The organism is Pseudomonas sp. MWU16-30322 (assembly GCF_020515535.1).
Lineage (GTDB): Bacteria > Pseudomonadota > Gammaproteobacteria > Pseudomonadales > Pseudomonadaceae > Aquipseudomonas > Aquipseudomonas fluorescens_H.
Map to the genome: position 1 here is coordinate 1 of NZ_JAIWYL010000004.1, position 23,058 is coordinate 23,058.

A 23,058-nucleotide genomic window follows, 5' to 3' on the forward strand; every position below is an offset into this window, starting at 1 on the left:
ATCGCCAGACTCGCACGATACACTCGCTCCAACCGTCGCCAGGACTGCCGTTGGGCAAAATCCTTCTGAAGTGACCACTCGGTTTTTGGTATGGTGCAGCTCGTTTTTTAACGGACTGATGTCATGCCCATGGATCGGCACTCAAATTATGTCAAAGAGTCGCTGTAGAAATGCCTGAACCCATTCCCATCAAGGATCACGAGAAAGAGAAGCGGTTGGTCAATAAACGGTTGATCGCCTGCGCTCTCTTCGTCTTTGCTATCAGCTGCGCGCTGGTGGTGCGCCTGTACATCCTGCAAGTGGTTGAGTACGACTACCACTCGACCATCTCCGAAAACAACCGCGTGCACATTTTGCCGATCCCGCCGACACGAGGCTTGATCTACGACCGCAATGGCGTGCTGCTCGCTGATAACCGACCCAGTTACAACCTGGTGATCACCCGCGAGCGCGCCACTGATGTCAATCAGGAGCTGGACGAGGTGATCAATCTCCTGCATCTGCCCGCTGAAGATCGCACGGTTTTCGATAAGGCAATGAAGCAGTCCCGTCATCCATTTACCCCGGTGACACTGTTCTACGAACTGACGGAAGAACAGATCGCGGTGTTGGCAGTCAACGAATTCCGTTTGCCGGGCCTCGATGTCGAGCCGCAGTTCGTGCGGCATTACCCGCTGGGGCCGCACTTCGCGCATTCGATCGGCTATGTTGGCCGGATCAACGAGAAAGAGTCCAAAACCCTCGACTCGGTGGAGTATCGTGGGACCCAATCCATCGGCAAAACCGGCATCGAGCGCTTCTACGAAGCCCAGCTGCACGGCCACGTAGGCTATGAAGAAGTTGAGACCAACGCCCAGGGCCGGGTGTTGCGGGTGCTCAAGCACACCGATCCGGTCCCTGGCAAAAACATCGTGCTCAGTCTCGACGTCAAGCTGCAGGAAGCTGCCGAAGCGGCACTGGGGGATCGTCGTGGTTCGGTGGTGGCGCTTGATCCGTCCACCGGTGAGGTGCTGGCCATGGTCAGCAACCCGAGTTTCGACCCGAATCTGTTCGTCACCGGCATCAGCTCCAAGGAGTATTCGGCGCTACGCGACTCCATCGACCGACCGCTGTTCAACCGCGTGCTGCGCGGCCTGTATGCGCCGGGCTCGACCATCAAGCCGGAAGTGGCGATTGCCGGTCTCGATGCCGGCGTCGTGACCCCGCAGACCCGCGTTTTCGACCCGGGTTACTACCAACTCCCCGACTTTGATCACAAGTACCGCAACTGGAACCACAGCGGTGATGGCTGGGTGGACATGGACGCGGCGATCATGCGTTCCAACGACACCTACTTCTACGATCTGGCGCACAAGCTAGGCATCGATCGCCTGCACGACTACATGGCAATGTTTGGCCTTGGCGAAAAAGTCTCGCTGGATATGTTTGAAGAGTCGCCTGGTTTGATGCCGTCTCAGGCCTGGAAACGCGCAACACGCCGCCAGGCTTGGTTCCCAGGGGAAACGGTAATTCTCGGCATCGGTCAGGGCTACATGCAGGTCACGCCGCTGCAACTGGCTCAGGCCACCGCACTGATCGCCAACAAAGGCGTATGGAACCGACCGCACCTGGCGAAGACAGTCGATGGTGTGGCGCCGGTTGACGAGCATCCGATGCCCAACATCCTGCTGAAGAACCCGCGTGACTGGGATCAGGTCAACCACGGCATGCAGATGGTGATGCACGATGCCAGGGGGATCGCTCGTGCTGCAGCGGTGGGTGCGCAGTACCGTATTGCGGGCAAGAGTGGTACCGCGCAAGTGGTGGCGATCAAGCAGGGCGAGCGCTACAATCGTGAGAAAACCCTCGAACGCCATCGCGACAACGCCTTGTTCGTCGGCTTCGCTCCGGCGGAGCACCCGAAGATCGCCATCTCGGTAATGATCGAAAACGGCGAGGCTGGTGGTCGCGTCGCCGGTCCGGTGGTGCGGCAGATCATGGACGCCTGGCTATTGGATCAGGACGGCCACCTCAAGCCGCAATACGCTGCGCCTGCCAAGCCGCCGGGTGATCCGCACGTTTAACCTGAGACGTCTCCCGGCACAGGCTCGCGCACGCTGAGCAAAGCCGGGAGACGCCCACGGAAACGTATTACTTGCAGCGGTAACCCTCGGGCATCGTCACGGTATAGTTGCGCTGCACGCGATCCTCGAAACTCAGGTTCTGCAGGCCTTGCTCCACCAGAAAGGTTTCGACCTTGGTGGCCTGGCAGTCGTCGTTATAGGACGAAGCCCGAAGCAGGTAGACGGTACGCTTGCTCACTTCATCCCGGGCGGTGGCAACGAATGTGCTGAGAGTGGTGTAACCGATTCGCTCCGAGGTACCCACCGGACCATATGTAGTGTTTGGGGTACTGGTGCAGGCCAGCCGATCGTCTTTCTTCTTGATGTTTTTGCACACCGTCGAAGTGCTGGTTACGACTTGCCCATAATCGGTGGCGGTGTAACGGTAGGACACTTGCCGGCTGCCGATATCGAGGGTGATGGTCATTTTCACCGGAGCATGGTTTCTGGGCAGATCAGCGTCGGTATAAACCTCCTGGAATCCCCGATCCTTCAACGCATTCACCATATTGCGAAGATAGTAGCGAGCATTCAATGCATTTTCAGCAGTGGCGCTTGCCGAGGTCACAAGTACTGTTGCCTTGCGGTCGAACTGATAGTCCGGATCAGGTATCGCGTTGAGCGCTACGTCCAATTGTGTGGCGCAGCCGCTGAGTGACGCTGTCAGCAATAACAGCGCGCATGACAAATAACGGGACATGAAATAGCCGCCTTGAAACTAAGGATTGAATGAGAGTTAAACGATTGCGACTGGCGATAAACAACTCGCCGTCAGGGGAAAGTCCTAGTCTTTCTGATATTCCAGCAGATCGCCCGGTTGGCAATCGAGCGCCGCGCAGAGCTTGTCGAGGGTTGCCATTTTCACGCCTTTGACTTTGCCGTTTTTCAGCAATGACAGATTGGCCTCGGTGATCCCGAGCAGGGCGGCCAGCTCTTTCGAGCGAATTTTTTGCGTGGCCATAACAACATCAAGGCGGACGATAATGGTCATTATATTGTTCTATATGTATTGACTTTGCTCATCGCTGAGCACTTTTGCATCGCGCATGATAATTGAAAACGAACACAGCAATACGCCTTTGATAATTTCGTAGGCAGAAGAGGAGGACAGGCCGATAGAGAACTGAAAAATGCGATCCCCCGGCGGCAGATCTATCGACAAGGCAAGACCTTGCAAGGTCTCTACCAGTGGATAGGCGGCCGGAGAAACGATGCACAGTACCCCCACTCGCCACAGGACCCCGATATTGCGGTCGGTCCAGGTTTCGCCGCGCGACAAGCGCAGGAAAAATAACCCTGTCAGCCATAACGTGTACGCCGACAGGACAACGGGCAGGAAGTCCAGGACAACGATCAGCGCAGTGGCGAATGACGACAGCCAGGTGTCGGGATCGAGCAGTGCGCCTTCGACAAACGGGTCAAGCAATTGTGGTGAGCCTTCAGCGAACGCATAGAGCAGGCTTGCCAGCATTTCATCCTTTTTGAAGATCCAGATCGTAGTGTTGCCGCCGACCTCCGTTACACCCAGAACCCAGACAAGTATCGCTGCCAGCAGCCCGATCCAATGCATGCGCTGCAGCGCCAGTCCGTTGTTGTGAGTACTCATGAAAATTCCTGGTTGTTTCAATTGGGTAGCGAATTTTCGATGAATAATTATCTAATTACAATAATTTATTTTAATTTATTTCTGCGGCCGCCTTTTCTGCGGTCAGCATCGCATTGCTGCTCGTGACGTTGATAAGAAGACGATCCGCCAGCCGCATACCCCCAATCGCCCCGTGGTGCTTGCCATCGTCCTGACGTTAACGTGAAGAATGCCCACAGGGCGCTGAAATCAAAAAAGCGCAAAGCGGACCGCTGCGGAGCGCTTGATGAGACCGAAACCACGGACTTCGGCCCGCTGACTGAAATCTACTTCAGCGGCATGTGTTCGCCGAAAGATCCGAACCTGATGTTCGGCGTGCTCAATCGCTTGGCCAAGTACGACATCAAGCAGAAGAAGCTGCTGCAGGCCGCGACTCCGGAGCATTCCTACTACTGCATTTCGTTCAATAAGGATGGCAGCAAGATCTATCTGGCCGGGACGTTCAACGATGTGGCGATTTTTGATGCCGAGACCATGAAGTAGACGGGAGCATCAAGTTGCCGGGTGGGGATATGGCGATTACGACGGCGCAGGTGTTTGTCCGGTAATGGGTGGCTTCTGTGCTGACGCCTTCGCAAGCAAGCCCGCGCCCACAATCGGAGTGTATTTCAAATGTGGGCGCGGGCTTGCTCGCGCAGAGGTCCTCGAAACCACTACAAGGTCAGGCCTCCGGCACCGGGCAACTCATGTCGCCTTCTTCACACTTCAAATACTGCTTCAACGCCTCGACCCGCACTTTGGTGACACCCGTCAGACAATTGCTGTAAATCAGCGGATAAACACTGCCGCCCGCGACTCCGGATGCCGAAAACTTGCACTCGGCATCGCGAAACCCGATCCACGCCCGCTGCGCACTCACCAACAGCTTTTTGGCGTCGGCGTTGTCTTTCAAACGGGCGGTAATTTGCTGATAAACCGCATTCAGTTCCTTGTCGGCAGTCTTGAATTCCTGCCCGGCACACTGGTTCATGGTGGCCTGATCGTTCGCGTTGGCACAGTCGACGGCGGCATGGGCGAGGGGCGTGAGCAGAAAGGGCGTCAGGGCCAGCAGCAGGCGTGGGGACATGGGGGTTCTCACTGTGTCAGATGGAAGTACCGAGCAGTTTAGCGGCTCTGGGGCTTCTATTCAGGTACGCGTAGCCGGGATGCTTCGAGCAGGCGATCTGCGGTGGCCGCAATCTCCTCGCCGTCATGGAGCATTTCCAGCCAGTGGGTGGGAATCGCCCGAACGCCGTAATAAGCGCCGGCCACCTGACCAACGATAGCGGCAGTGGTGTCGGCGTCATCGCCAAGATTGGCGGCTTGCAGAATCGCCGATGAAAAACTGTCGGTGCGGTGAAAACACCACAGCGCCGCTTCCAGTGACTCGACACTGTAGCCGCTGCCACGGATTTCGCTCGCCGACTTCGCGAGGTAATCACCTCGAGCGATGGCTGCGACTTTCGGTTGAGCGAAGGTTAAGTCCGGCAGTTTGCGCAACTCTGTTTTGGAGGCGCCAAGCAGGGCTTTGCTGATCAGTTCGGCAAACAACTGACAGCATTCGATGGCTTCGGGGGCTGCATGGGTTGTCCGCGAACTGTCGATGGCGAACTGGCGGATCTGCCGGGCATCAGGAAAGTAAAACAGCACCACTGGCGCCAAGCGCATCAGTGAACCGTTGCCGGCGGTAAACGGGTCGGCAGATCCCGCAAAGGGCTGACCGGTTTGCTGATACTGCGACAGCGCCTGGCTGACCGTCATGCCGATATCGAAACAATCACCGGTGGAGCTGAGATAGCCCCATTTCCACCAGTTCAGATAGCGCCCCATCTGGTCAGCCGCATCGAAGGTGTTTTTGCTCAGCAGACTTTCCGCCAGGCACAGCGCCATCGAAGTGTCATCCGTCCATTGCCCTGGCTTCAAGTGAAAGGGGCCGCCACCGACCATGTCTGTCAGCGGCTGGAATGAGCCCCGCGGCTTGAATTCCACCGTGGTCCCGACAGCATCGCCACAGGCAAGGCCGAGCAGAGCGCCGCGATAACGTTCGGAGAGGGATGGCTGCATGGTTCGTCCTTGTTTGTTTCCATTTCGCAGGAAAAGGTAACAGGTTCATCGGCGGAGAGCGCTCGATTCAACCAGCGGAAATGCCGCCGAATGTTTCCCCATGCTGCACAGTTGCACTGCTTTGATACAACTTCAGGTTGGACATGTGGTCATACGAGCCTACTGTTCAGAACAGGAGGTGACTTATGAAACCGGTACCCAATAGTTTCGAACGCAAAATCAAGCTGAAGGCGCCGCGTTCCTATGTCTGGCGCGCACTGGTCGATGCCGAGGCGTTTGGCCAGTGGTTTGGCGTGGCGCTGGAGGGCAGGCGGTTCATTGCCGGGGAATGGACGCAAGGGCAGGTCACCTATCCCGGTTATGAACACGTGTTGTGGAACGTGCTGGTCGAGCGGGTCGAGCCGCAGCAGCTGTTTTCATTTCGCTGGCACCCCTACGCGGTCAACCCGAGCATCGACTATTCCCAGGAACCGACGACGCTGGTCAAGTTCGACCTGCAGGATTACGAGGACGGTACCTTGCTCAAGGTGTCTGAGTCCGGTTTTGCGCATATTCCCGACGTGCGCCAAAAGGAGGCGTACTACATGGACAGCCGTGGCTGGGAGGAACAACTGAACCGACTTGAACAGTTTCTCGCCGAAAGCGCCAAGACTCGCGAGCGTGACGGTGACTGACTGCGCAATCTTCGCACCCTGGTTGCAATGCTGGGCGCTGGTACCGGACGGTGAACCGATCATTACCCCGGGCAGCCGCCTGTTACCGGTACATTTCGGCGACACGCCGGCGATGCTCAAGGTTGCGCTGGATACAGACGAGCAATTCGGCAATCAGCTGATGACCTGGTGGGACGGTGACGGCGCCGCGCGAGTGCTGGCCCATCATGAGGAAGGTTTGTTGCTGGAACGGGCCATGGGCCGGCGTTCGTTGATGCATATGGCGCTCAACGGTGAAGACGACGAGGCCACGCGGATCATGTGCGCGACACTGGCGCGCTTGCATGCGCCGCGTTCGACGCCGCCACCGCCGCTGGTAGAGCTGACGCCGTGGTTCGCCTCGCTGCGGGTGGCCGCCGCCGAACAGGGCGGGACCTATGCCCTGAGCCTGCAAACGGCTGAAGCCTTGCTCGCTGACCCGCAGGACGTAGTGGTGCTGCACGGTGACATGCACCACGACAACGTTCTCGATTTCGCTGCACACGGCTGGCTGGCGATTGATCCCAAACGGGTCCGTGGCGAGCGTGGTTATGACTACGCGAACCTGATCTGCAATCCGGATCTGCCGACGGCTGGCGAGCCGCAGCGTTTGCGCCGTCAGCTCGAAGTGATTGTCGAGGCTTCCGGGCTTGATCGCCGACGCTTGCTGCAGTGGGTGCTGGCGTTCGCCGGGTTGTCCGCGGCGTGGTTTCTGGAAGACGACGCGCAGCAGCAGCAGGCCGCCGGGCAGCTACAGATCGCGCGAATCGCGGCTTGCCTGCTGGATGCCTGAAGGGGCTAAGGGTTTTCGGAAGTGCCTGTATAGCGAATGTCTTACACGCGTTGGTAGCTTTTGCGACTATTGCCGATTGGATCCACGGCGTAATCTACACCCATCAACTGAGACACAGGGAGTGTTTCAGGATCACGGATGATCGACCATTAGCAAGGATCGCTGCCGACAGGGAGTCGATAATGGTCTTGGGAAAAACCCGCTTCGGCGGGTTTTTTTTCGCCTGGAGAAAAGTGTTGAAGGCTTGTGTCGAGCACCTGTAGCGAGGGGATTTATCCCCGATGGGTAGCGAAGCGACTCCAAAAAAGGGCCTGCTGCGCAGTTCATCAGGGATGAATCCCCTCACCACGGAATCAAGCAATCAAGAGGCAATCAGCTGCCGCAGCACGTAGTGCAGGATGCCACCCGACTTGAAGTACTCCACCTCATTCAATGTATCGATGCGGCACAGCACTTCGATTTTCTCCTGCCGCCCGTCTTCACGGGTGATCACCAACGTAAGGTTCATGCGGGGCGTCAGCTCGACGCCGGTCAGGCCCTGAATATCCAGGGTTTCCTTGCCGGTGAGGTTAAGGCTCTTGCGGTTCTGATCGAGCTTGAACTGCAGCGGCAACACGCCCATGCCCACCAGGTTGGAACGGTGGATGCGCTCGAAGCTTTCAGCGATAACCGCTTTGACTCCCAGCAGGTTGGTGCCTTTTGCTGCCCAGTCACGGCTGGAGCCAGTGCCGTACTCCTGACCGGCGATCACCACCAGCGGCGTGCCCGAGGCCTGATACAGCATGGCCGCATCGTAAATCGGCATTTTCTCGCCGCTCGGGATGTAGATCGTGTTGCCACCTTCTTCGCCGCCAAGCATCTCGTTACGAATGCGGATGTTGGCGAACGTGCCGCGCATCATCACTTCGTGGTTGCCGCGCCGTGAGCCGTAGGAGTTGAAGTCCCGCGGTTCCACGCCTTTCTCGCGCAGATGGCGCCCGGCCGGGCTGTCAGCCTTGATGTTGCCGGCAGGGGAGATGTGGTCGGTGGTCACCGAATCGCCGAGCAGCGCCAGAACCCGCGCGCCTTTGACATCAGTGATCACCGGCAACGGGCCGGAAATGTCGTCGAAAAACGGTGGATGCTGGATGTAGGTCGAATCGTCCTGCCACACATAGGTGGCGGCTTGCGGCACCTCGATCGCCTGCCATTGCTCGTCGCCGGCAAACACTTCGGCGTATTCCTTGTGGAACATCGCGGTGTTGACCTGACTGACCGCGTCGGCGATTTCCTTGCTGCTCGGCCAGATATCCCGCAGGTACACCGGATTGCCTTGTTGGTCGTTACCCAGCGGCTCGCTGCTGATGTCGGTGCGTACGCTGCCGGCCAGGGCGTAGGCGACCACCAGCGGTGGCGAGGCCAGCCAGTTGGTCTTCACCAGCGGATGCACCCGGCCTTCGAAGTTGCGGTTGCCGGACAGCACCGACGCCACGGTGAGGTCGGCTTTCTGAATGGCTTTTTCGATCGGCTCCGGCAATGGCCCGGAGTTGCCGATACAGGTGGTGCAGCCATAACCGACCAGCGAGAACCCGAGTTGATCAAGGTATTGCGTCAGCCCCGCAGCCTTGTAGTAGTCGGTGACCACTTTCGAGCCGGGTGCCAGCGAACTCTTCACCCACGGCTTGCGGGTCAGGCCTTTCTCCACGGCTTTTTTCGCCAGCAGACCGGCCGCCATCATCACGCTCGGGTTTGAGGTGTTGGTGCAGGAGGTGATCGCGGCGATCACCACCGCGCCGTTTTTCAGGCGATAGGTGTGGCCTTCGTATTCGTACTCGGTTTCGCCGACCAGATCGGCGTTACCCACGGCCACGCCACCGCCGCCCTCGCTTTCCAGACGGCCTTCTTCTTTGCTGGTGGGCTTGAATTGCAGGTCCATGAAGTCACTGAAGGCCTGCGCGACGTTCGGCAGCGAGACCCGATCCTGCGGACGCTTTGGCCCGGCGAGGCTGGCTTCGACGCTGCCCATGTCCAGCGCCAGGCTGTCGGTGAACACCGGTTCCTGGCCGGGCAGGCGCCACAGGCCCTGAGCCTTGGTGTAGGCCTCGACCAGTTTCACCACTTCGGCCGGGCGACCGGACAGGCGCAAGTATTCCAGAGTGACGTCATCGACCGGGAAGAAGCCGCAGGTCGCGCCGTATTCCGGGGCCATGTTGGCGATAGTCGCGCGGTCGGCCAGTGGCAGATCGGCGAGGCCGTCACCGTAGAATTCGACGAATTTGCCGACCACACCTTTCTTGCGCAGCATCTGGGTGACGGTCAGCACCAGGTCGGTGGCGGTGATGCCTTCCTTGAGCTTGCCGCTGAGTTTGAAACCGATCACTTCCGGAATCAGCATCGACACCGGTTGGCCGAGCATCGCGGCTTCCGCCTCGATCCCGCCGACGCCCCAGCCGAGTACGCCGAGGCCGTTGATCATGGTGGTGTGGGAGTCGGTGCCGACCAGGGTGTCGGGGAACGCGTAGGTGCGGCCGTCCTCATCCTTGGTCCACACCGTGCGCCCGAGGTATTCGAGGTTGACCTGGTGGCAGATCCCGGTGCCCGGCGGCACCACGCTGAAGTTGTCGAAGGCACTCTGGCCCCAACGCAGAAAGGCGTAGCGTTCGCCGTTACGCTGCATCTCGATGTCGACGTTCTGTTCGAAGGCGCTCGGGGTGGCGAATTTGTCGACCATCACCGAGTGGTCGATCACCAGGTCCACCGGCGACAACGGGTTGATCCGCTGCGGGTCGCCGCCGGCCTTGGCCATCGCCGCGCGCATGGCGGCGAGGTCGACCACGGCGGGTACGCCGGTAAAGTCTTGCATCAATACCCGGGCCGGGCGGTACTGGATTTCCCGGTCGGAGCGACGCTCCTTGAGCCACGCGGCAATGGCCTTGAGGTCGGCACCGGTGACAGTTTTTTCATCTTCCCAGCGCAGCAGGTTTTCCAGCAGGACTTTCAGCGACATCGGCAACTGGTCGATATTGCCCAGGCTTTTTGCGGCATCCGGCAGGCTGAAATAGTGGTAGGTTTTTTCGTCTACTTTCAGGGTTTTAAGGGTTTTCAGGCTATCGAGGGACGGCATTACGATCACTCCTTTGAGTCCGCACGGCTACGGACTGAGGGGACGGGCAGAGCTATCAACGTAGCCCTGTTTTCAGTAGCTGGCTAATAACTGGACTCTATTGACGGAACCAAGGTTCCGACATCGGCTATCATGCGCCGGTTTTCGTGACAGGCTTTGCTTCACCGCAAGGCTTGAGCAGCGCGCAGGGGCCGAATGTCCGCCCTCTGCCCAGGAGTAAGAATGAACACCCTATTCATGCATTGCCGGCCAGGCTTCGAAGGCGAAGTCTGTTCGGAGATTTCCGACCTCGCCGCCCACCTCAACGTGGCCGGTTACGCCAAGGCCAAACCGGCCACCGCTTACGCCGAGTTTGTCTGCACCGAAGAAGACGGTGCCGAGCGTCTGATGCGCGGCCAACGCTTCGCCGAGCTGATTTTCACGCGGCAATGGGCGCGTGGCGTCTTCATCAACCTGCCGGAAACCGACCGCATCAGTGTCATCCTCGAGCACATGGCGGACTTCCCGGTCTGCGGCAGCCTGTGGCTGGAAGTGGTCGACACCAACGACGGTAAAGAACTGTCGAACTTCTGCAAGAAATTCGAAGGCCCGCTGCGCAAGGCACTGACCGGCGCCGGCAAATTGGTGGACGACGCGAACAAACCGCGCCTGCTGCTGACCTTCAAAAGTGGTCGCGAAGTGTTTCTCGGCATGGCCGATGCCGGCAACTCGGCGATGTGGCCGATGGGCATTCCGCGCCTGAAGTTTCCGCGCGAGGCACCAAGCCGTTCGACGTTGAAGCTGGAAGAGGCCTGGCACCACTTCATCCCGCGTGATCAGTGGGACGAGCGCCTGCACAGCGACATGACCGGCGTCGACCTCGGCGCCGCTCCGGGCGGCTGGACCTGGCAACTGGTCAACCGCGGCATGCTGGTCACCGCGATCGACAACGGCCCGATGGCCGAGAGCCTGATGGACACCGGGCTGGTACAGCACTTGATGGCCGACGGCTTCACCTTCAAGCCCAAGCAACCGGTGGACTGGATGGTCTGCGACATCGTCGAGAAACCGGCGCGTAACGCGGCGATGCTCGAAGAGTGGATCGGCGAGGGGCATTGTCGCGAAGCGGTGGTCAACCTCAAGTTGCCGATGAAACAGCGCTATGCCGAAGTGAAGCGCTTGCTTGAGCGCATCGCCGATGGCTTCAAGGCGCGCGGGATCAAGGTCGATATTGGCTGCAAGCAGCTGTATCACGACCGCGAGGAAGTGACCTGCCACCTGCGTCGGCATGACATCAAGAAAGCCAAGTCCCGCTAACACCGTAGATCCCTGTAGGAGCTGCCGCAGGCTGCGATCTTTTGATCTTAAATCAACGTCAAAAGATCGCAGCCTGCGGCAGCTCCTACAGGGGTGTGGCGTAACACCACAGATGACTGAGCACCCGGCAATGCGCGACAATGCCGGCCAGTTTCAGGAGTGAATCATGAGTGAAATGATCGACACGCCGGTCGACGGCACCCTCGACGCCACCGGTCTCAATTGCCCGGAACCGGTGATGATGCTGCACCAGCACATCCGTGACCTGGCGCCTGGCGGCCTGCTCAAGGTGATCGCCACCGATCCCTCGACCCGTCGCGACATTCCCAAGTTCTGCGTGTTTCTCGACCACGAACTGGTGGGCCAGCACGAAGAGGCTGGTACTTATCTGTACTGGATCCGCAAGAAACAAGCCTGACCCTCAGGCAAACGCAAAACCCAATGTGGGAGCGGGCTTGCTCGCGAAAGCGATGTGTCAGTCACTGTAAATTTCGACTGAAACACCGCTTTCGCGAGCAAGCCCGCTCCCACTTTTTTGTACTGTGTTATTGGTTTAACCCGCGCTGCGACTCATCCGAATACGCTTGCGCGCACTGCGCGTCAGGCGAATCGACAGCATGAACGCCGCGCAGCTCAGACCAACGATCAAACCCTGCCACAAGCCGCTCGGGCCACGCGGCTCGCCGAGCCAGTCGGTCAGGCCGAGGGCGTAACCCACCGGCAGGCCGATGCCCCAGTAGGCGAACAGCGTCAGGATCATCGTCACCCGGGTGTCCTGATAACCGCGCAGGGCGCCGGCAGCCGTCACCTGGATTGCGTCGGAAAACTGGAACAGCGCCGAATACACAATCAGCATCGCCGCGATATGAATCACCGTCGGGTCGGCGGTGTAGATCGCCGCAATCGGCTCGCGCAGCAACAGCATCATGCTCGCCGACAGACAGGCGTAGGCCAACGCAGTGCCCATGCCGACGCCGGCGGCGAAGCGTGCCTCACGCGGTTCTTCACGGCCCAGTGCCTGGCCGACACGCACGGTGACCGCCATGCCCAGCGAATACGGAATCATGAACACCAGCGAGCTGACGTTCAGCGCAATCTGGTGCCCGGCCACCACCGTCGCGCCGAGGCTGCCGATCAGCAGGGCGATCACGGCGAAGATGCTCGACTCGGCAAACACCGCGATGCCAATCGGCAGACCGATCGCCAGCAGACGCTTGATCACCGCCCATTGTGGCCAGTCGAAACGGCTGAAGATCTCGCTCGAACGATAAGCTGGCGCCCAGCGCTCGTAACCGGCCAGACCCAGCGCCATGACCCACATCACGATCGCCGTGGCCCAGCCGCAGCCGACGCCGCCCATGGCCGGTACGCCGAAGTGGCCATAGATGAAGATGTAGTTCAGCGGAATGTTCAGCGCCAGACCGCACAGGCCCAGCACCATCGCCGGACGGGTGCGGCCGATGCCGTCACTGGTGCAGCGCAGCACATGATAGAACGCCACCGCCGGCAGGCCGCTGGCAATGCCGTGCAGGTATTGCATGCACGGGCCGATCAGCTCGGGATCGACTTTCATCAGGTGCAGCACCGGTTCGGCGGCGACCAGCATGCAAGTCGCGATCAACCCCACCACCAGCGCCAGCCACAACGCCTGACGGACGATCGGGCCGATTTCACTGTGGGTGCCGGCGCCGAAACGCTGGGCGACTTTCGGTGTGGTGGCCAGCAGGGTGCCGGTCATCAACAGAAAAACCGGGACCCAGATCGAGTTGCCCAGCGCCACCGCCGCCAGATCACGTGGCCCGACGCGGCCGGCCATCACGGCATCGACGAAGCCCATGGCGGTGGTCGCCAGTTGCGCGATGATGATCGGCAACGCCAGGGCGAGCAGGTTCCTGAACTCCAGGCGAATTCGCGCGGGGCGGGTGAGTGAGGCAGCGAGAGGTTGATCAGTAACAGAATTCACAGGCAAAGCGTCCACAGGTGTTGATGCGCAAGGCGCCGCATTCTACGCCGCTGACGTGACAGTCAGGAAAAATCCTCTGTTGCGGATTTGTAATCATCAAGGCCATCCACTGTGGCGAGGCAGCTTGCTCCCGCCGGGAAGCGAAGCGCCCTCGCCACCGTGCAGTCTGCGCTGGCTCAACGGTGGATCAGCACCTAAACTGCCGATCCCCCCAAGGAGCCCGCCATGCTGATTGTTGCCGACGAAAATATCCCGCTGCTCGATGCCTTTTTTGCCGATTTCGGCGAGATCCGTCGGGTCCCGGGCCGCTCCATCGACCGTGCGACGGTCGAGCAGGCCGACGTGCTGTTGGTGCGCTCGGTGACCAACGTCAATCGCGCGCTGCTCGAAGGCAGCAAGGTGCGTTTCGTCGGCACGTGCACTATCGGCACCGATCATCTGGATCTCGATTATTTCAACGAGGCCGGCATCACCTGGTCCAGCGCACCCGGTTGCAATGCGCGGGGCGTGGTCGATTACGTACTCGGCAGCCTGATGACTTTGGCGGAAATTGAAGGCGTCGATCTGCCACAACGTACTTACGGCGTCATCGGTGCCGGTGAAGTCGGCGGCCGCTTGATCAAGGTCCTCAAGGGCCTGGGCTGGAATGTCAAAGTCTGCGACCCGCCGCGTCAGGCGGCCGAGGGCGGCGATTACGTCAGCCTCGAGCAGATCATCGAGCAGTGCGACGTGATCAGCCTGCACACGCCGCTGACCCGTACCGGCGAAGGCGCGACCTGGCACCTGTTTGATGAGCAGCGTTTGCAACAGCTCAAACCCGGTACCTGGCTGATCAACGCCGCCCGTGGTCCGGTGGTGGATAATGCTGCTCTGCGCAAAGTGCTGCTGGCGCGCGAAGACCTGCAAGCAGTGCTCGACGTTTGGGAAGCCGAGCCTGAAGTCGATGTGGCCCTCGCCGAACTTTGCGTGCTGGCCACGCCGCACATTGCCGGCTACAGCCTTGATGGCAAACAGCGCGGTACGGCGCAGATCTATCAGGCTTATTGCGAGTTTATCGGTCAGCCGCCGAGTATCCAGCTCAGTGACCTGTTGCCGGCACCGTGGCTGTCAGAAGTGACCCTGCACGCCGACAGCGATCCGGCCTGGGCGCTGGCGATGTTGTGCCGCGGGGTGTACGACCCACGCCGCGATGACGCGGATTTTCGCCGTAGTCTTGTAGGCAATGTCGGTGAACAGCGTGCGGCGTTCGATGTGTTGCGCAAGCAGTATCCGGTGCGACGCGAGATTGAAGGGCTGAAGGTGCGGGTCGACGGGAATTCGCCGCAGTTGCAAAAGATTGTGGCGGCGCTGGGAGCAGTTGCTGTCTGAAAACCCTGTAGGAGCTGCCGAAGGCTGCGATCTTTTGATCTTGCCTTTGAAAAACAAAGTCAAAAGATCGCAGCCTTCGGCAGCTCCTACACAGAACAGAACAGAAGAGAACGGCAGGCAGAAAAAACCCGGCCAAACAGGGGCCGGGTCAGGAAGACGGTGGCTATATCACTTTTGTTCGGCAGGCTTGACCAATCGCTTCTCCAGTTCGCGGCATGCTTGCTGGATCATGTCTTCAGTGATCGGTACTTCACGCCCGTCCTTATCAATAATCGAGCAACCCAGAGGTTGGCCGGGCTTGGTGCGGATCACTTGAATCTTGTCATCGCTGCGGTGTTGCAAGGACATGGCCTGTCTCCTCATCAGGTTGTGCACGTAGATTAAAACCGCCACGTGACCAGGCTGTGACAACACCTTTGGGTCTGTCAAAAGCGGCATCTCCACTCCAACAGAAATGACCGCTCGTCTCAACCGGGACATTAGACCAATAGCAACTATGGCCTAGTCTTTGGGGGCATATTTAACCTGACTCATTGTGATTTACAGAGTTCCGCCCCATAGAAGGTTTAGGCTAGCCCTTTCACCAACACGGATGTGTACCTGAATGATCTCGAAGCTTTCTTCCCGGCACCGTCGCGCGCTGAGTCTGACCAGCCGATTTCTGGCGCCTTATCGTTGGCAAGTCTGCGCTGCGCTGCTGGCGTTGATCGTCACCGCGGCCGTCACTTTGTCGATGGGGCAGGGGATCAAATTGCTGGTCGATCGGGGTTTCATGACCCAGTCGCCGCACCAGCTGAACCAGAGCATTGGGATCTTCATGCTGATGGTACTGGGCCTGGCGGTCGGCACGTTTGCGCGGTTTTACTGGGTGTCGTGGATCGGCGAGCGTTGTGTGGCGGATATCCGGCGCGAGGTGTTCAACCATCTGGTGTATCTGCATCCCGGTTTTTACGAGAACAACCGCAGTTCGGAGATTCAGTCACGGCTGACCGCCGACACCACGTTGCTGCAATCGGTGATCGGCTCGTCACTGTCGATGTTTCTGCGCAACCTGTTGATGGTGATCGGCGGGGTGGTCCTGCTGTTCGTCACCAACCCGAAACTCACCAGCATCGTGGTGATTGCCTTGCCGTTCGTAGTCGCCCCGATTCTGATTTTCGGTCGGCGCGTGCGCAATCTGTCGCGGCTGAGCCAGGACCGGGTCGCCGACATCGGCAGCTATGTCTCCGAGACCCTCGGCCAGATCAAGACCGTGCAGGCCTACAACCATCAGGTGCAGGACGAGCGGCGTTTCGCCACAACGGTCGAGGATGCATTCGACACGGCGCGCAAACGGATTTTTCAGCGTTCCTGGATGATCACTGTGGTGATCGTGCTGGTGCTGGGCGCGGTGGCGGTGATGTTGTGGGTCGGCGGCATGGACGTGATTGCCGGGCGCATCACCGGCGGCGAACTGGCGGCTTTCGTCTTCTACAGCCTGATCGTCGGCAGTGCGATCGGCACGTTGAGTGAGGTGATCGGTGAGCTGCAACGTGCGGCGGGTGCCGCCGAGCGCATCGCTGAGTTGCTCAGTTCAAAAAACATCATCCAGCCACCGACCATCGGGCTGGTGACGTTGCCAGAACGGATCAAGGGCGAACTGCAATTGCAGAATGTGCACTTTTCCTACCCGTCGCGTCCGGACAGCTACGCCGTCAACGGCTTGAGCCTGACCATCAGGGCCGGCGAGACCCTGGCCCTTGTCGGGCCATCCGGTGCAGGCAAGTCCACGGTGTATGACTTGCTGTTGCGCTTCTACGACCCGATTGAGGGCCGGATCCTGATCGACGGCGTACCGCTGACCAGTCTCGACCCGCTGGACCTGCGCCGCAATTTCGCCCTGGTCTCGCAATCGCCCGCGCTGTTTTTCGGCAGCGTCGAAGAAAATATTCGTTACGGCAATGCTGGCGCGACACTGGAGCAGGTCAAGGAAGCGGCTAGAATTGCCCATGCTCATGACTTCATCGAGAAGATGCCCAACGGCTATCAGACCCATCTGGGGGACGCCGGCCTCGGCCTTTCCGGCGGCCAGCGTCAACGCCTGGCGATTGCCCGCGCGCTGCTGGTGGATGCGCCGATTCTGCTGCTGGACGAAGCTACCAGCGCCCTCGATGCGCAAAGCGAACATCTGATTCAGGAAGCCTTGCCCAGCCTGATGCGAAACCGCACCACGCTGGTGATCGCGCACCGACTGGCCACTGTGAAAAACGCCGACCGGATCGCCGTGATGGATCAGGGCCAGTTGGTAGCGATCGGTACCCATCAGGAGCTGATCGTGAGCAATCCGCTGTATGCCCGGTTGGCGGCGCTGCAGTTCAATGATGGGCACGCCGTGGCGGTTTAGAACTGGCGCAGGCCTTTGCTGACGACAAAAAAATGCCCGCATCGATTGATGCGGGCATTTTTCATTTCAGGTAATCAGCACCTGTCATTGGTCGTCGAAATACCGCTCATGCCAATCCACCAGCGGCTGCGGCGAATTGAGTTTCTGGCCGTAGATCACCGAGTACGACAGCACGTTCTGCACGTACTGACGGGTTTCGTCGAACGGGATGCTTTCCACCCACACGTCGAAGCTCAGGTGATCGGCGCCGCGCAGCCACTGACGCACCCGGCCGGGGCCGGCGTTGTAGGCGGCGGAGGCGAGCACGCGGTTGCCGTTGAACTGGCTGTGCACCTGACTCAGGTAAGCGGCGCCGAGCTGGATGTTTTTATCAGGATCAAGCACTTGCTGTGGCGAGGCCAGCGGGATGCTGAACTTGCGTGCGGTTTCCTTGGCGGTGCCGGGCATCAACTGCATCAGACCGCTGGCGCCGACGCCGGAGCGGGCATCGTCCATGAAGGCGCTTTCCTGGCGGGTGATGGCGAACACCCAGCTCGAATGTAACCCGCGAACCTTGGCTTCACGCACCAGGGTGTCGCGGTGGGCCATCGGGAAGCGGATGTCCAGGTCGTCCCAGTACTGCGCCTGGCTGATGGTGCGGATCGCCGGGAAGTACCATTTCAAGTCGTAGGCCAGTTTGGCCTGGGCGACCATTTCGTCCCGATTGAAATGGCGGCTGACGTGATACCACTCGCGACGCCCGTCGACGATCTGCCCACGGGCATGGAATTCCAGAGCACGGCGTATGCCCGGTGTATTGCGCACCTTGTTGATGGTGGCCTGGCTGAGCACAAGCGGCTTGTTCACTAGCGAATAAGGCGATTGCGAACGGTCGGCGGCGAGGAAACCGTAGAAATCGCGCTCCTTGGCCAGATTCTTGTACAGGGTCTGCGCTTCCGGATTCTGCGGTTGCGCCAGTTCCAGGCTGCGGGCCTGCCAGTAGCGCCAGCGGTTGGTGGTCGCCAGATCCTGTGGCAGGCGACGGGTCAATTGATAGGCATCGTCCCAGCGTGCCAGGCGCAACAGCAGACGCAGGCGCCATTCGGAAACGGTGTTGTCACGCAGCTCGGGATCGTATTGGGTCATCACGTCCAGCGCGCGGCTGTCGAAACGCCGGGCCAGGGTCAGGCCGATTTCCCGGGCAATCGCGACCTTCTCATCACGGGAGAAATGCATGCTGCTGGCGTAACCGTCGAGCAGGGCCATGGCCCTGTCCGGATCCTGACGGGCGAGGCGACGCAGGCCGAGGCTGACAATGTCGGACATCGGCTCGTCGTTCGGGGTGAAGCGCGAAGGCTGATTGAGCAGTTCAGGTTTTTGCGCCACATCGACCAGCAAACGGCCGCGCGGGGCGAGGGTGGTCAGGCCGTTGACCAGGCTGTTCGCCAATGGATAGTTGCGCGCCTGAGCGGCGAGTTTGGTACGTTCCCAGCGTTTCTGTTCGGTCAACTGGCCATCGGCAGCCCAGATACCGAACAGCCCGTCACAGGCGGCCGGTTGCGATTTACCGGTCAGCCACAGTTTGTCGGCGTTGGCGTAACCCTCGGCCTTGTGGCCGCTGCTGATCTGGTACTGCGCGTTGAGGCAGTCCAGTTCGGTGAAATTGAGTTTCGGGTCGTAATACTTGACGAAAGTCGCCCAGTCGCCACGGTCGGCGAGCCAGCGCAACCAACGCAATTTCATCCAGTTGGCCTGTGGCAGGTCACCGTGTTCGGCGAGGAACTTCTCGATTTCCTCGTTACTGGCGGTCTTCAGGCGTGCGGTCAGTTCGTCGTAGGCCAGGTACGGTTCCAGCGGATAATCGGCCAGGGCCTGGCTGTAGCGGAAGTATGGGCCGGTATCGCCCTTGGCCAGCGCGCGCTTGGCTTCATCGTAATACTGGCGTTGGGTGGACAGATCCACCGCCTGAGCGGATTGAGCGGCAGCGGCGGTGAGTAGCAAACAGGACAAGACACTGAAAAGGCGACTGCGCATGAGACATCCGGGCAGAGAAATCATGACAAGTGCCGACCTCGATCAGCACTGAATTGTCTGTAGCTTAGCCTTTTGCCAGCGAGCGGCGAAAGCTTTGCGGGTCTCGCAGCACAAGTTCGCAACAAATGTTGTGCAGAGTGCTTCAGCAGACAAATTGCCGGCCTGCTGAGGGCCTAACTCAGGTAGAATGCGCGCCCGGTTTTTGGAGAAGCTCATGACCCTGCTCAAATTCAGCGATGTGTCCCTTGCATTCGGCGCGATGCCGTTGTTGGACAAGGTGTCCTGGCAGATCGCCCGTGGTGAGCGGGTGTGCATCATCGGCCGCAATGGCACTGGCAAGTCCAGCATGATGAAACTGGTCAAGGGCGACCAGAAGCCCGATGACGGCTCGGTGTGGCGTGCCCCCGGCTTGAAAATCGGCGAATTGCCGCAAGAATTGCCGGTGGCCGACGAGCGGACGGTATTCGACGTGGTTGCCGAAGGCCTCGACGGCGTTGGCGCCTTGCTCGCCGAATACCATCACCTGAGCCAGAACATCGTCACCGACGCCGATCTGGACAAGCTGATGCACGTTCAGCACGACCTCGAAGCCCGTGACGGCTGGCGCTTGCAGACCCTGGTCGACAGCACCCTGAGCCGCCTGCAACTGCCTGCCGACAAGACCCTCGCCGAGTTGTCCGGCGGCTGGCGTCGTCGCGTGCTGCTGGCGCAGGCGCTGGTCTCGGAACCGGATCTGCTGCTGCTCGACGAACCGACCAACCACCTGGACATCGGTGCGATTGCCTGGCTTGAAGAAGCGCTGAAGGATTTCCAGGGCGCCGTGCTGTTCATCACGCACGACCGTTCCTTCCTGCAAAACCTTGCCACGCGCATCCTCGAACTGGATCGCGGCGGTCTGATCGACTGGAACGGCGACTACGCCAGCTTCCTCGTGCACAAAGAAGCTGCGCTGGCTGCGGAAGAAACTGCCAACGCGCTGTTCGACAAGCGTCTTGCTCAGGAAGAAGTGTGGATCCGTCAGGGCATCAAGGCCCGTCGTACCCGCAACGAAGGTCGCGTTCGCGCGCTGAAAGCCCTGCGTGTTGAGCGCAGCGAGCGTCGCGAGCGTACCGGCAAGGCGAACATCCAGCTGGAAACCGCCGACAAGTCCGGCAAGCAAGTGATGGTGCTGGAAAATGTCAGCTTCCATCACCCGGATGGCCCGTACCTGATCAAGGACTTCTCGATGGTCCTGCAGCGCGGCGACCGGATCGGCCTGCTCGGTGCCAACGGTACCGGCAAGACCACCTTGCTCAAACTGATGCTCAACGGTCTGCAACCGACCAGCGGCAAAGTGGAAGAGGGTACGCGCATCGACGTGGCCTACTTCGACCAGTTGCGCCATCAGCTGGATCTGGAAAAGACCGTGATCGACAACGTCGCCGAAGGTCGCGACTTCATCGATATCGACGGCCAGAGCCGCCACGTGCTGAGCTACCTCGGCGACTTCCTGTTCAGTCCGCAGCGTGCCCGCACGCCGGTCAAGGCGCTGTCCGGTGGCGAGCGTGCGCGCTTGCTGCTGGCCAAACTGTTCAGCAAACCGGCGAACCTGCTGGTACTCGACGAACCGACCAACGACCTCGACGTGGAAACCCTCGAACTGCTCGAAGAAGTGCTGCTGACCTTCAACGGCACTGTGCTGATGGTCAGTCACGACCGGGCATTCCTCGACAACGTGGTCACCAGCACCCTGGTCTTCGAAGGTGAAGGCAAGGTGCGTGAATACGTCGGTGGCTATCAGGACTGGATCCGTCAGGGCGGTTCGCCGCGCCTGCTGGGCGTGACCGAGAGCAAGTCGGGCAAGGCTGACCTCAACTCGGCGGTGGTCACCGCTGAGCCTGCGCCGGTGGCCGTACCTGCTGCGGCACCGGCGGCCAAGAAAAAGCTGAGCTACAAGCTGCAGCGCGAGCTGGAAGCATTGCCGGGCGATATCGATGCCAAGGAGCAGCAGATCGCGGCCGTCGAAGCCGAAATGGCTGAAGCCGGCTTCTATCAGCGTCCGCCGGCAGAAACGGCCAAGGTGATTGCTTCGCTGGAGCAGTTGCAGGCTGAGCTGGATGCGCTGGTGGAGCGTTGGGCAGAGCTGGATGCCTGATTGATCCGGCCATGAAAAAGCCCGGCGTTCAGTGATGAGCGCCGGGCTTTTCATATACGGGTGGAGATCTAATGTGGGAGCGAGCCTGCTCGCGAATGCGGTGTGTCAGGCGGCATTAATGCTGAATGTTCCGACGCCTTCGCGAGCAGGCTCGCTCCCACAGTGATCAGTGTTTCAGCGTTTGACCAGATGCACTGCGAGCACATCGCAAGGCGCGCCATGCAGCACGTCATTGGCCGTGGACCCGAGCAGCAGCGCCAGACCGTGGCGGCCGTGGCTGCCGACCACGATCAGGTCGCACTGGTTTTCCTTGGCGAAATGATGGATTTCCTGGCGTGGTTGGCCATAGGTCAGGTGGCAATTGGCACCTTCAAGCTCTACATATTTGGCTTTCAGGCGTTCAAGGCGCTCCTTGGCCTGATCGAACTGCTGCTGTTGCAGTTGTGACAGATCCATCGGCACATCGCCGCCGAATGCCATCGCCATTGGTTCGACGATATGCACCAGCGACAGCTTGGCACCGTTGCTCGCCGACAGCTCGCGGGCGCGGTGGATCACAGGGTCGCACTCTTCGGTCAGGTCTACGGCGACCAAGATATGGGTGTAGGGCATGAGGTGCTCCTCGTGACGGTTCAATATTGTTAAGTATGGCTGGTTTCAAGCGCATTGGTTCCAAAGTGACGCAATGCGCTCACCTATAAGTCGGGAGTAGAGATATGACGGTCTGGTTGGTGGTGTCAATCCTGCTGGTGGTTCTGAGTCCACTGGCATGGTTGCGCCCATCGCGCGTGCAGAGTGGCCGGATGGCCCTGCGCATGGAGGCTCGGCGCATCGGACTGGCCATGCAGTTAGCGCCTCAGGAGTGGCCGCACTGGCTGTCTCAGGAGCCGCCCAACCCGTGTGCGCAATATCATCGGCCACGGCGTGGCAGTCAGCCGGCGTGCTGGACCTACTGGCAGAAATCGCCGGGCGTGTGGGTCAATCAGTGGCAGGAAGTGTGCGAAGACCGATTGTTGCTCAATCATTTCGAAAAGTTGCCGGGCAACGTGTTCAAGGTCGAGGCCGACAAGCAGATGATCGCTTTGTACTGGGGGGAGAAGGGCGAAGCCACGGTTCTGCAGGATATCGATGCGACTCTGAAAGCACTGGCATGACTCGCGGACTTTTCCCACTGCAAGGGTGGGGAGCGTCCGGCAGACGAGCAATAAAAAGCCCGACATGATTCATCGGGCGGGGTGGCCAGGCAGGCCGGTAACTGTTTTTGTCGCTGACTCGGCTTTTTGCAGTCAGCGGATATCCCTGTAGTCCAGCCAGCGTAGCCTTTTAAACAGGGCTCGTTGCGAATTAGGGCGACTTTTCTAACTATTGATTCTATGAATGGCTTTGCATGCAGAGGCGTATTGCAGCTCTGCGTGCGACGGAAGTGACCGCAAAGTCGCATTTCCACCCGTATTTTGGGCGATTGACAATTGTTGGAAATTCCGTGAAGGTGACGTACCCAAATCAAACGGGCGTATGAATTG

At 59.7% G+C, this 23,058-nt stretch carries 19 protein-coding genes and 1 pseudogene; 10 read left to right on the forward strand and 10 right to left on the reverse strand.

Features of this window, described 5'->3' with window-relative positions:
* Positions 1-170: 170 nt before the first annotated feature.
* Positions 171-2,063, forward strand: a complete 1,893-nt coding sequence (gene mrdA, locus LCH64_RS08565) for a penicillin-binding protein 2 (protein ID WP_103486294.1) — start codon at positions 171-173, stop codon at positions 2,061-2,063.
* 67 nt (positions 2,064-2,130) lie between these two features.
* On the opposite strand, the gene LCH64_RS08570 is transcribed toward mrdA, so the two are convergent.
* The 3 genes from LCH64_RS08570 to LCH64_RS08580 form a co-directional block, all read right to left on the reverse strand.
* Complete coding sequence (locus LCH64_RS08570) at positions 2,131-2,802, reverse strand: hypothetical protein (protein WP_226499985.1); 672 nt, start codon at positions 2,800-2,802, stop codon at positions 2,131-2,133.
* A gap of 84 nt (positions 2,803-2,886) precedes the next feature.
* Positions 2,887-3,093: a helix-turn-helix transcriptional regulator gene (locus LCH64_RS08575; RefSeq protein ID WP_003226632.1), complete on the reverse strand. Its 207-nt coding sequence runs from the start codon at positions 3,091-3,093 to the stop codon at positions 2,887-2,889.
* Between the two features lie 9 nt (positions 3,094-3,102).
* Positions 3,103-3,708: a hypothetical protein gene (locus tag LCH64_RS08580; RefSeq protein ID WP_003226630.1), complete on the reverse strand. Its 606-nt coding sequence runs from the start codon at positions 3,706-3,708 to the stop codon at positions 3,103-3,105.
* A gap of 267 nt (positions 3,709-3,975) precedes the next feature.
* Between LCH64_RS08580 and LCH64_RS08585 the strand changes: the two are divergent.
* Positions 3,976-4,295 (forward strand): annotated as a pseudogene (locus LCH64_RS08585) (hypothetical protein); the annotation flags it as partial.
* A 113-nt stretch (positions 4,296-4,408) separates the two neighbouring features.
* On the opposite strand, the gene LCH64_RS08590 reads toward LCH64_RS08585, so the two are convergent.
* Entirely contained in the window at positions 4,409-4,813 is a 405-nt protein-coding gene (locus tag LCH64_RS08590) for a lysozyme inhibitor LprI family protein (RefSeq protein ID WP_226499986.1), read from the reverse strand.
* Between the two features lie 56 nt (positions 4,814-4,869).
* Positions 4,870-5,790, reverse strand: coding sequence for an ADP-ribosylglycohydrolase family protein (locus LCH64_RS08595; RefSeq protein WP_226499987.1), 921 nt, complete (start codon positions 5,788-5,790; stop codon positions 4,870-4,872).
* A gap of 185 nt (positions 5,791-5,975) precedes the next feature.
* Between LCH64_RS08595 and LCH64_RS08600 the strand changes: the two genes are divergently transcribed.
* Both LCH64_RS08600 and LCH64_RS08605 read left to right on the forward strand, forming a co-directional pair.
* Complete coding sequence (locus tag LCH64_RS08600; protein WP_201136982.1) at positions 5,976-6,464, forward strand: SRPBCC family protein; 489 nt, start codon at positions 5,976-5,978, stop codon at positions 6,462-6,464.
* On the forward strand, positions 6,451-7,275 hold the full coding sequence (locus LCH64_RS08605; protein ID WP_226499988.1) for an aminoglycoside phosphotransferase family protein: 825 nt from the start codon (positions 6,451-6,453) through the stop codon (positions 7,273-7,275). Before LCH64_RS08600 ends, LCH64_RS08605 begins: the two co-directional genes overlap by 14 nt.
* Positions 7,276-7,636: 361 nt before the next feature.
* Here the strand turns inward: LCH64_RS08605 and acnA are convergent, their stop codons facing one another.
* Positions 7,637-10,378: an aconitate hydratase AcnA gene (acnA, locus tag LCH64_RS08610; protein WP_226499989.1), complete on the reverse strand. Its 2,742-nt coding sequence runs from the start codon at positions 10,376-10,378 to the stop codon at positions 7,637-7,639.
* Between the two features lie 222 nt (positions 10,379-10,600).
* On the opposite strand from acnA, the gene rlmM reads away from it, so the two are divergent.
* Together rlmM and tusA are read left to right on the forward strand one after the other, a co-directional pair.
* Positions 10,601-11,674, forward strand: coding sequence for a 23S rRNA (cytidine(2498)-2'-O)-methyltransferase RlmM (gene rlmM, locus LCH64_RS08615; RefSeq protein WP_226499990.1), 1,074 nt, complete (start codon positions 10,601-10,603; stop codon positions 11,672-11,674).
* 166 nt (positions 11,675-11,840) lie between these two features.
* Entirely contained in the window at positions 11,841-12,092 is a 252-nt protein-coding gene (gene tusA, locus LCH64_RS08620) for a sulfurtransferase TusA (RefSeq protein ID WP_095189156.1), read from the forward strand.
* A gap of 135 nt (positions 12,093-12,227) precedes the next feature.
* Here the strand turns inward: tusA and LCH64_RS08625 are convergent, their stop codons facing one another.
* On the reverse strand, positions 12,228-13,637 hold the full coding sequence (locus LCH64_RS08625; protein ID WP_003226614.1) for an MATE family efflux transporter: 1,410 nt from the start codon (positions 13,635-13,637) through the stop codon (positions 12,228-12,230).
* A 225-nt stretch (positions 13,638-13,862) separates the two neighbouring features.
* Here LCH64_RS08625 and pdxB point away from each other — a divergent pair, with 225 nt between their 5' ends.
* Positions 13,863-15,005 carry a 4-phosphoerythronate dehydrogenase PdxB gene (gene pdxB, locus LCH64_RS08630; RefSeq protein WP_226499991.1) on the forward strand — a complete coding sequence of 381 codons (1,143 nt, stop codon included), beginning with the start codon at positions 13,863-13,865 and terminating at the stop codon, positions 15,003-15,005.
* Between the two features lie 168 nt (positions 15,006-15,173).
* Here pdxB and LCH64_RS08635 read toward each other — a convergent pair whose 3' ends face one another.
* Positions 15,174-15,353: a PA1571 family protein gene (locus tag LCH64_RS08635; RefSeq protein WP_045122558.1), complete on the reverse strand. Its 180-nt coding sequence runs from the start codon at positions 15,351-15,353 to the stop codon at positions 15,174-15,176.
* A gap of 256 nt (positions 15,354-15,609) precedes the next feature.
* Here LCH64_RS08635 and LCH64_RS08640 point away from each other — a divergent pair, with 256 nt between their 5' ends.
* Positions 15,610-17,388, forward strand: coding sequence for an ABC transporter transmembrane domain-containing protein (locus tag LCH64_RS08640; RefSeq protein ID WP_226499992.1), 1,779 nt, complete (start codon positions 15,610-15,612; stop codon positions 17,386-17,388).
* A gap of 84 nt (positions 17,389-17,472) precedes the next feature.
* Here LCH64_RS08640 and LCH64_RS08645 read toward each other — a convergent pair whose 3' ends face one another.
* Entirely contained in the window at positions 17,473-19,401 is a 1,929-nt protein-coding gene (locus LCH64_RS08645) for a transglycosylase SLT domain-containing protein (RefSeq protein WP_003226606.1), read from the reverse strand.
* A 214-nt stretch (positions 19,402-19,615) separates the two neighbouring features.
* Here LCH64_RS08645 and LCH64_RS08650 point away from each other — a divergent pair, with 214 nt between their 5' ends.
* Complete coding sequence (locus LCH64_RS08650) at positions 19,616-21,535, forward strand: ATP-binding cassette domain-containing protein (RefSeq protein ID WP_201136988.1); 1,920 nt, start codon at positions 19,616-19,618, stop codon at positions 21,533-21,535.
* A 174-nt stretch (positions 21,536-21,709) separates the two neighbouring features.
* Here LCH64_RS08650 and LCH64_RS08655 read toward each other — a convergent pair whose 3' ends face one another.
* Complete coding sequence (locus LCH64_RS08655) at positions 21,710-22,147, reverse strand: universal stress protein (RefSeq protein WP_226499993.1); 438 nt, start codon at positions 22,145-22,147, stop codon at positions 21,710-21,712.
* 104 nt (positions 22,148-22,251) lie between these two features.
* On the opposite strand from LCH64_RS08655, the gene LCH64_RS08660 reads away from it, so the two are divergent.
* The gene (locus LCH64_RS08660) at positions 22,252-22,689 is read left to right on the forward strand and encodes a hypothetical protein (RefSeq protein ID WP_003226602.1); all 438 of its coding nucleotides are present in this window, start codon (positions 22,252-22,254) and stop codon (positions 22,687-22,689) included.
* The last annotated feature ends 369 nt before the right edge of the window (positions 22,690-23,058 follow it).

Bases quoted from the DNA above. Each gene is read 5' to 3' on its own strand.
- LCH64_RS08575 (WP_003226632.1), bottom strand. From the start codon at position 3,093: ATGACCATTATCGTCCGCCTTGATGTTGTTATGGCCACGCAAAAAATT.
- acnA (WP_226499989.1), bottom strand. From the start codon at position 10,378: ATGCCGTCCCTCGATAGCCTGAAAACCCTTAAAACCCTGAAAGTAGAC.
- pdxB (WP_226499991.1), top strand. From the start codon at position 13,863: ATGCTGATTGTTGCCGACGAAAATATCCCGCTGCTCGATGCCTTTTTT.
- rlmM (WP_226499990.1), top strand. From the start codon at position 10,601: ATGAACACCCTATTCATGCATTGCCGGCCAGGCTTCGAAGGCGAAGTC.
- LCH64_RS08570 (WP_226499985.1), bottom strand. From the start codon at position 2,802: ATGTCCCGTTATTTGTCATGCGCGCTGTTATTGCTGACAGCGTCACTC.
- LCH64_RS08660 (WP_003226602.1), top strand. From the start codon at position 22,252: ATGACGGTCTGGTTGGTGGTGTCAATCCTGCTGGTGGTTCTGAGTCCA.
- LCH64_RS08645 (WP_003226606.1), bottom strand. From the start codon at position 19,401: ATGCGCAGTCGCCTTTTCAGTGTCTTGTCCTGTTTGCTACTCACCGCC.
- LCH64_RS08650 (WP_201136988.1), top strand. From the start codon at position 19,616: ATGACCCTGCTCAAATTCAGCGATGTGTCCCTTGCATTCGGCGCGATG.
- LCH64_RS08600 (WP_201136982.1), top strand. From the start codon at position 5,976: ATGAAACCGGTACCCAATAGTTTCGAACGCAAAATCAAGCTGAAGGCG.
- mrdA (WP_103486294.1), top strand. From the start codon at position 171: ATGCCTGAACCCATTCCCATCAAGGATCACGAGAAAGAGAAGCGGTTG.
- LCH64_RS08595 (WP_226499987.1), bottom strand. From the start codon at position 5,790: ATGCAGCCATCCCTCTCCGAACGTTATCGCGGCGCTCTGCTCGGCCTT.
- LCH64_RS08635 (WP_045122558.1), bottom strand. From the start codon at position 15,353: ATGTCCTTGCAACACCGCAGCGATGACAAGATTCAAGTGATCCGCACC.
- LCH64_RS08590 (WP_226499986.1), bottom strand. From the start codon at position 4,813: ATGTCCCCACGCCTGCTGCTGGCCCTGACGCCCTTTCTGCTCACGCCC.
- LCH64_RS08580 (WP_003226630.1), bottom strand. From the start codon at position 3,708: ATGAGTACTCACAACAACGGACTGGCGCTGCAGCGCATGCATTGGATC.
- LCH64_RS08640 (WP_226499992.1), top strand. From the start codon at position 15,610: ATGATCTCGAAGCTTTCTTCCCGGCACCGTCGCGCGCTGAGTCTGACC.
- tusA (WP_095189156.1), top strand. From the start codon at position 11,841: ATGAGTGAAATGATCGACACGCCGGTCGACGGCACCCTCGACGCCACC.
- LCH64_RS08655 (WP_226499993.1), bottom strand. From the start codon at position 22,147: ATGCCCTACACCCATATCTTGGTCGCCGTAGACCTGACCGAAGAGTGC.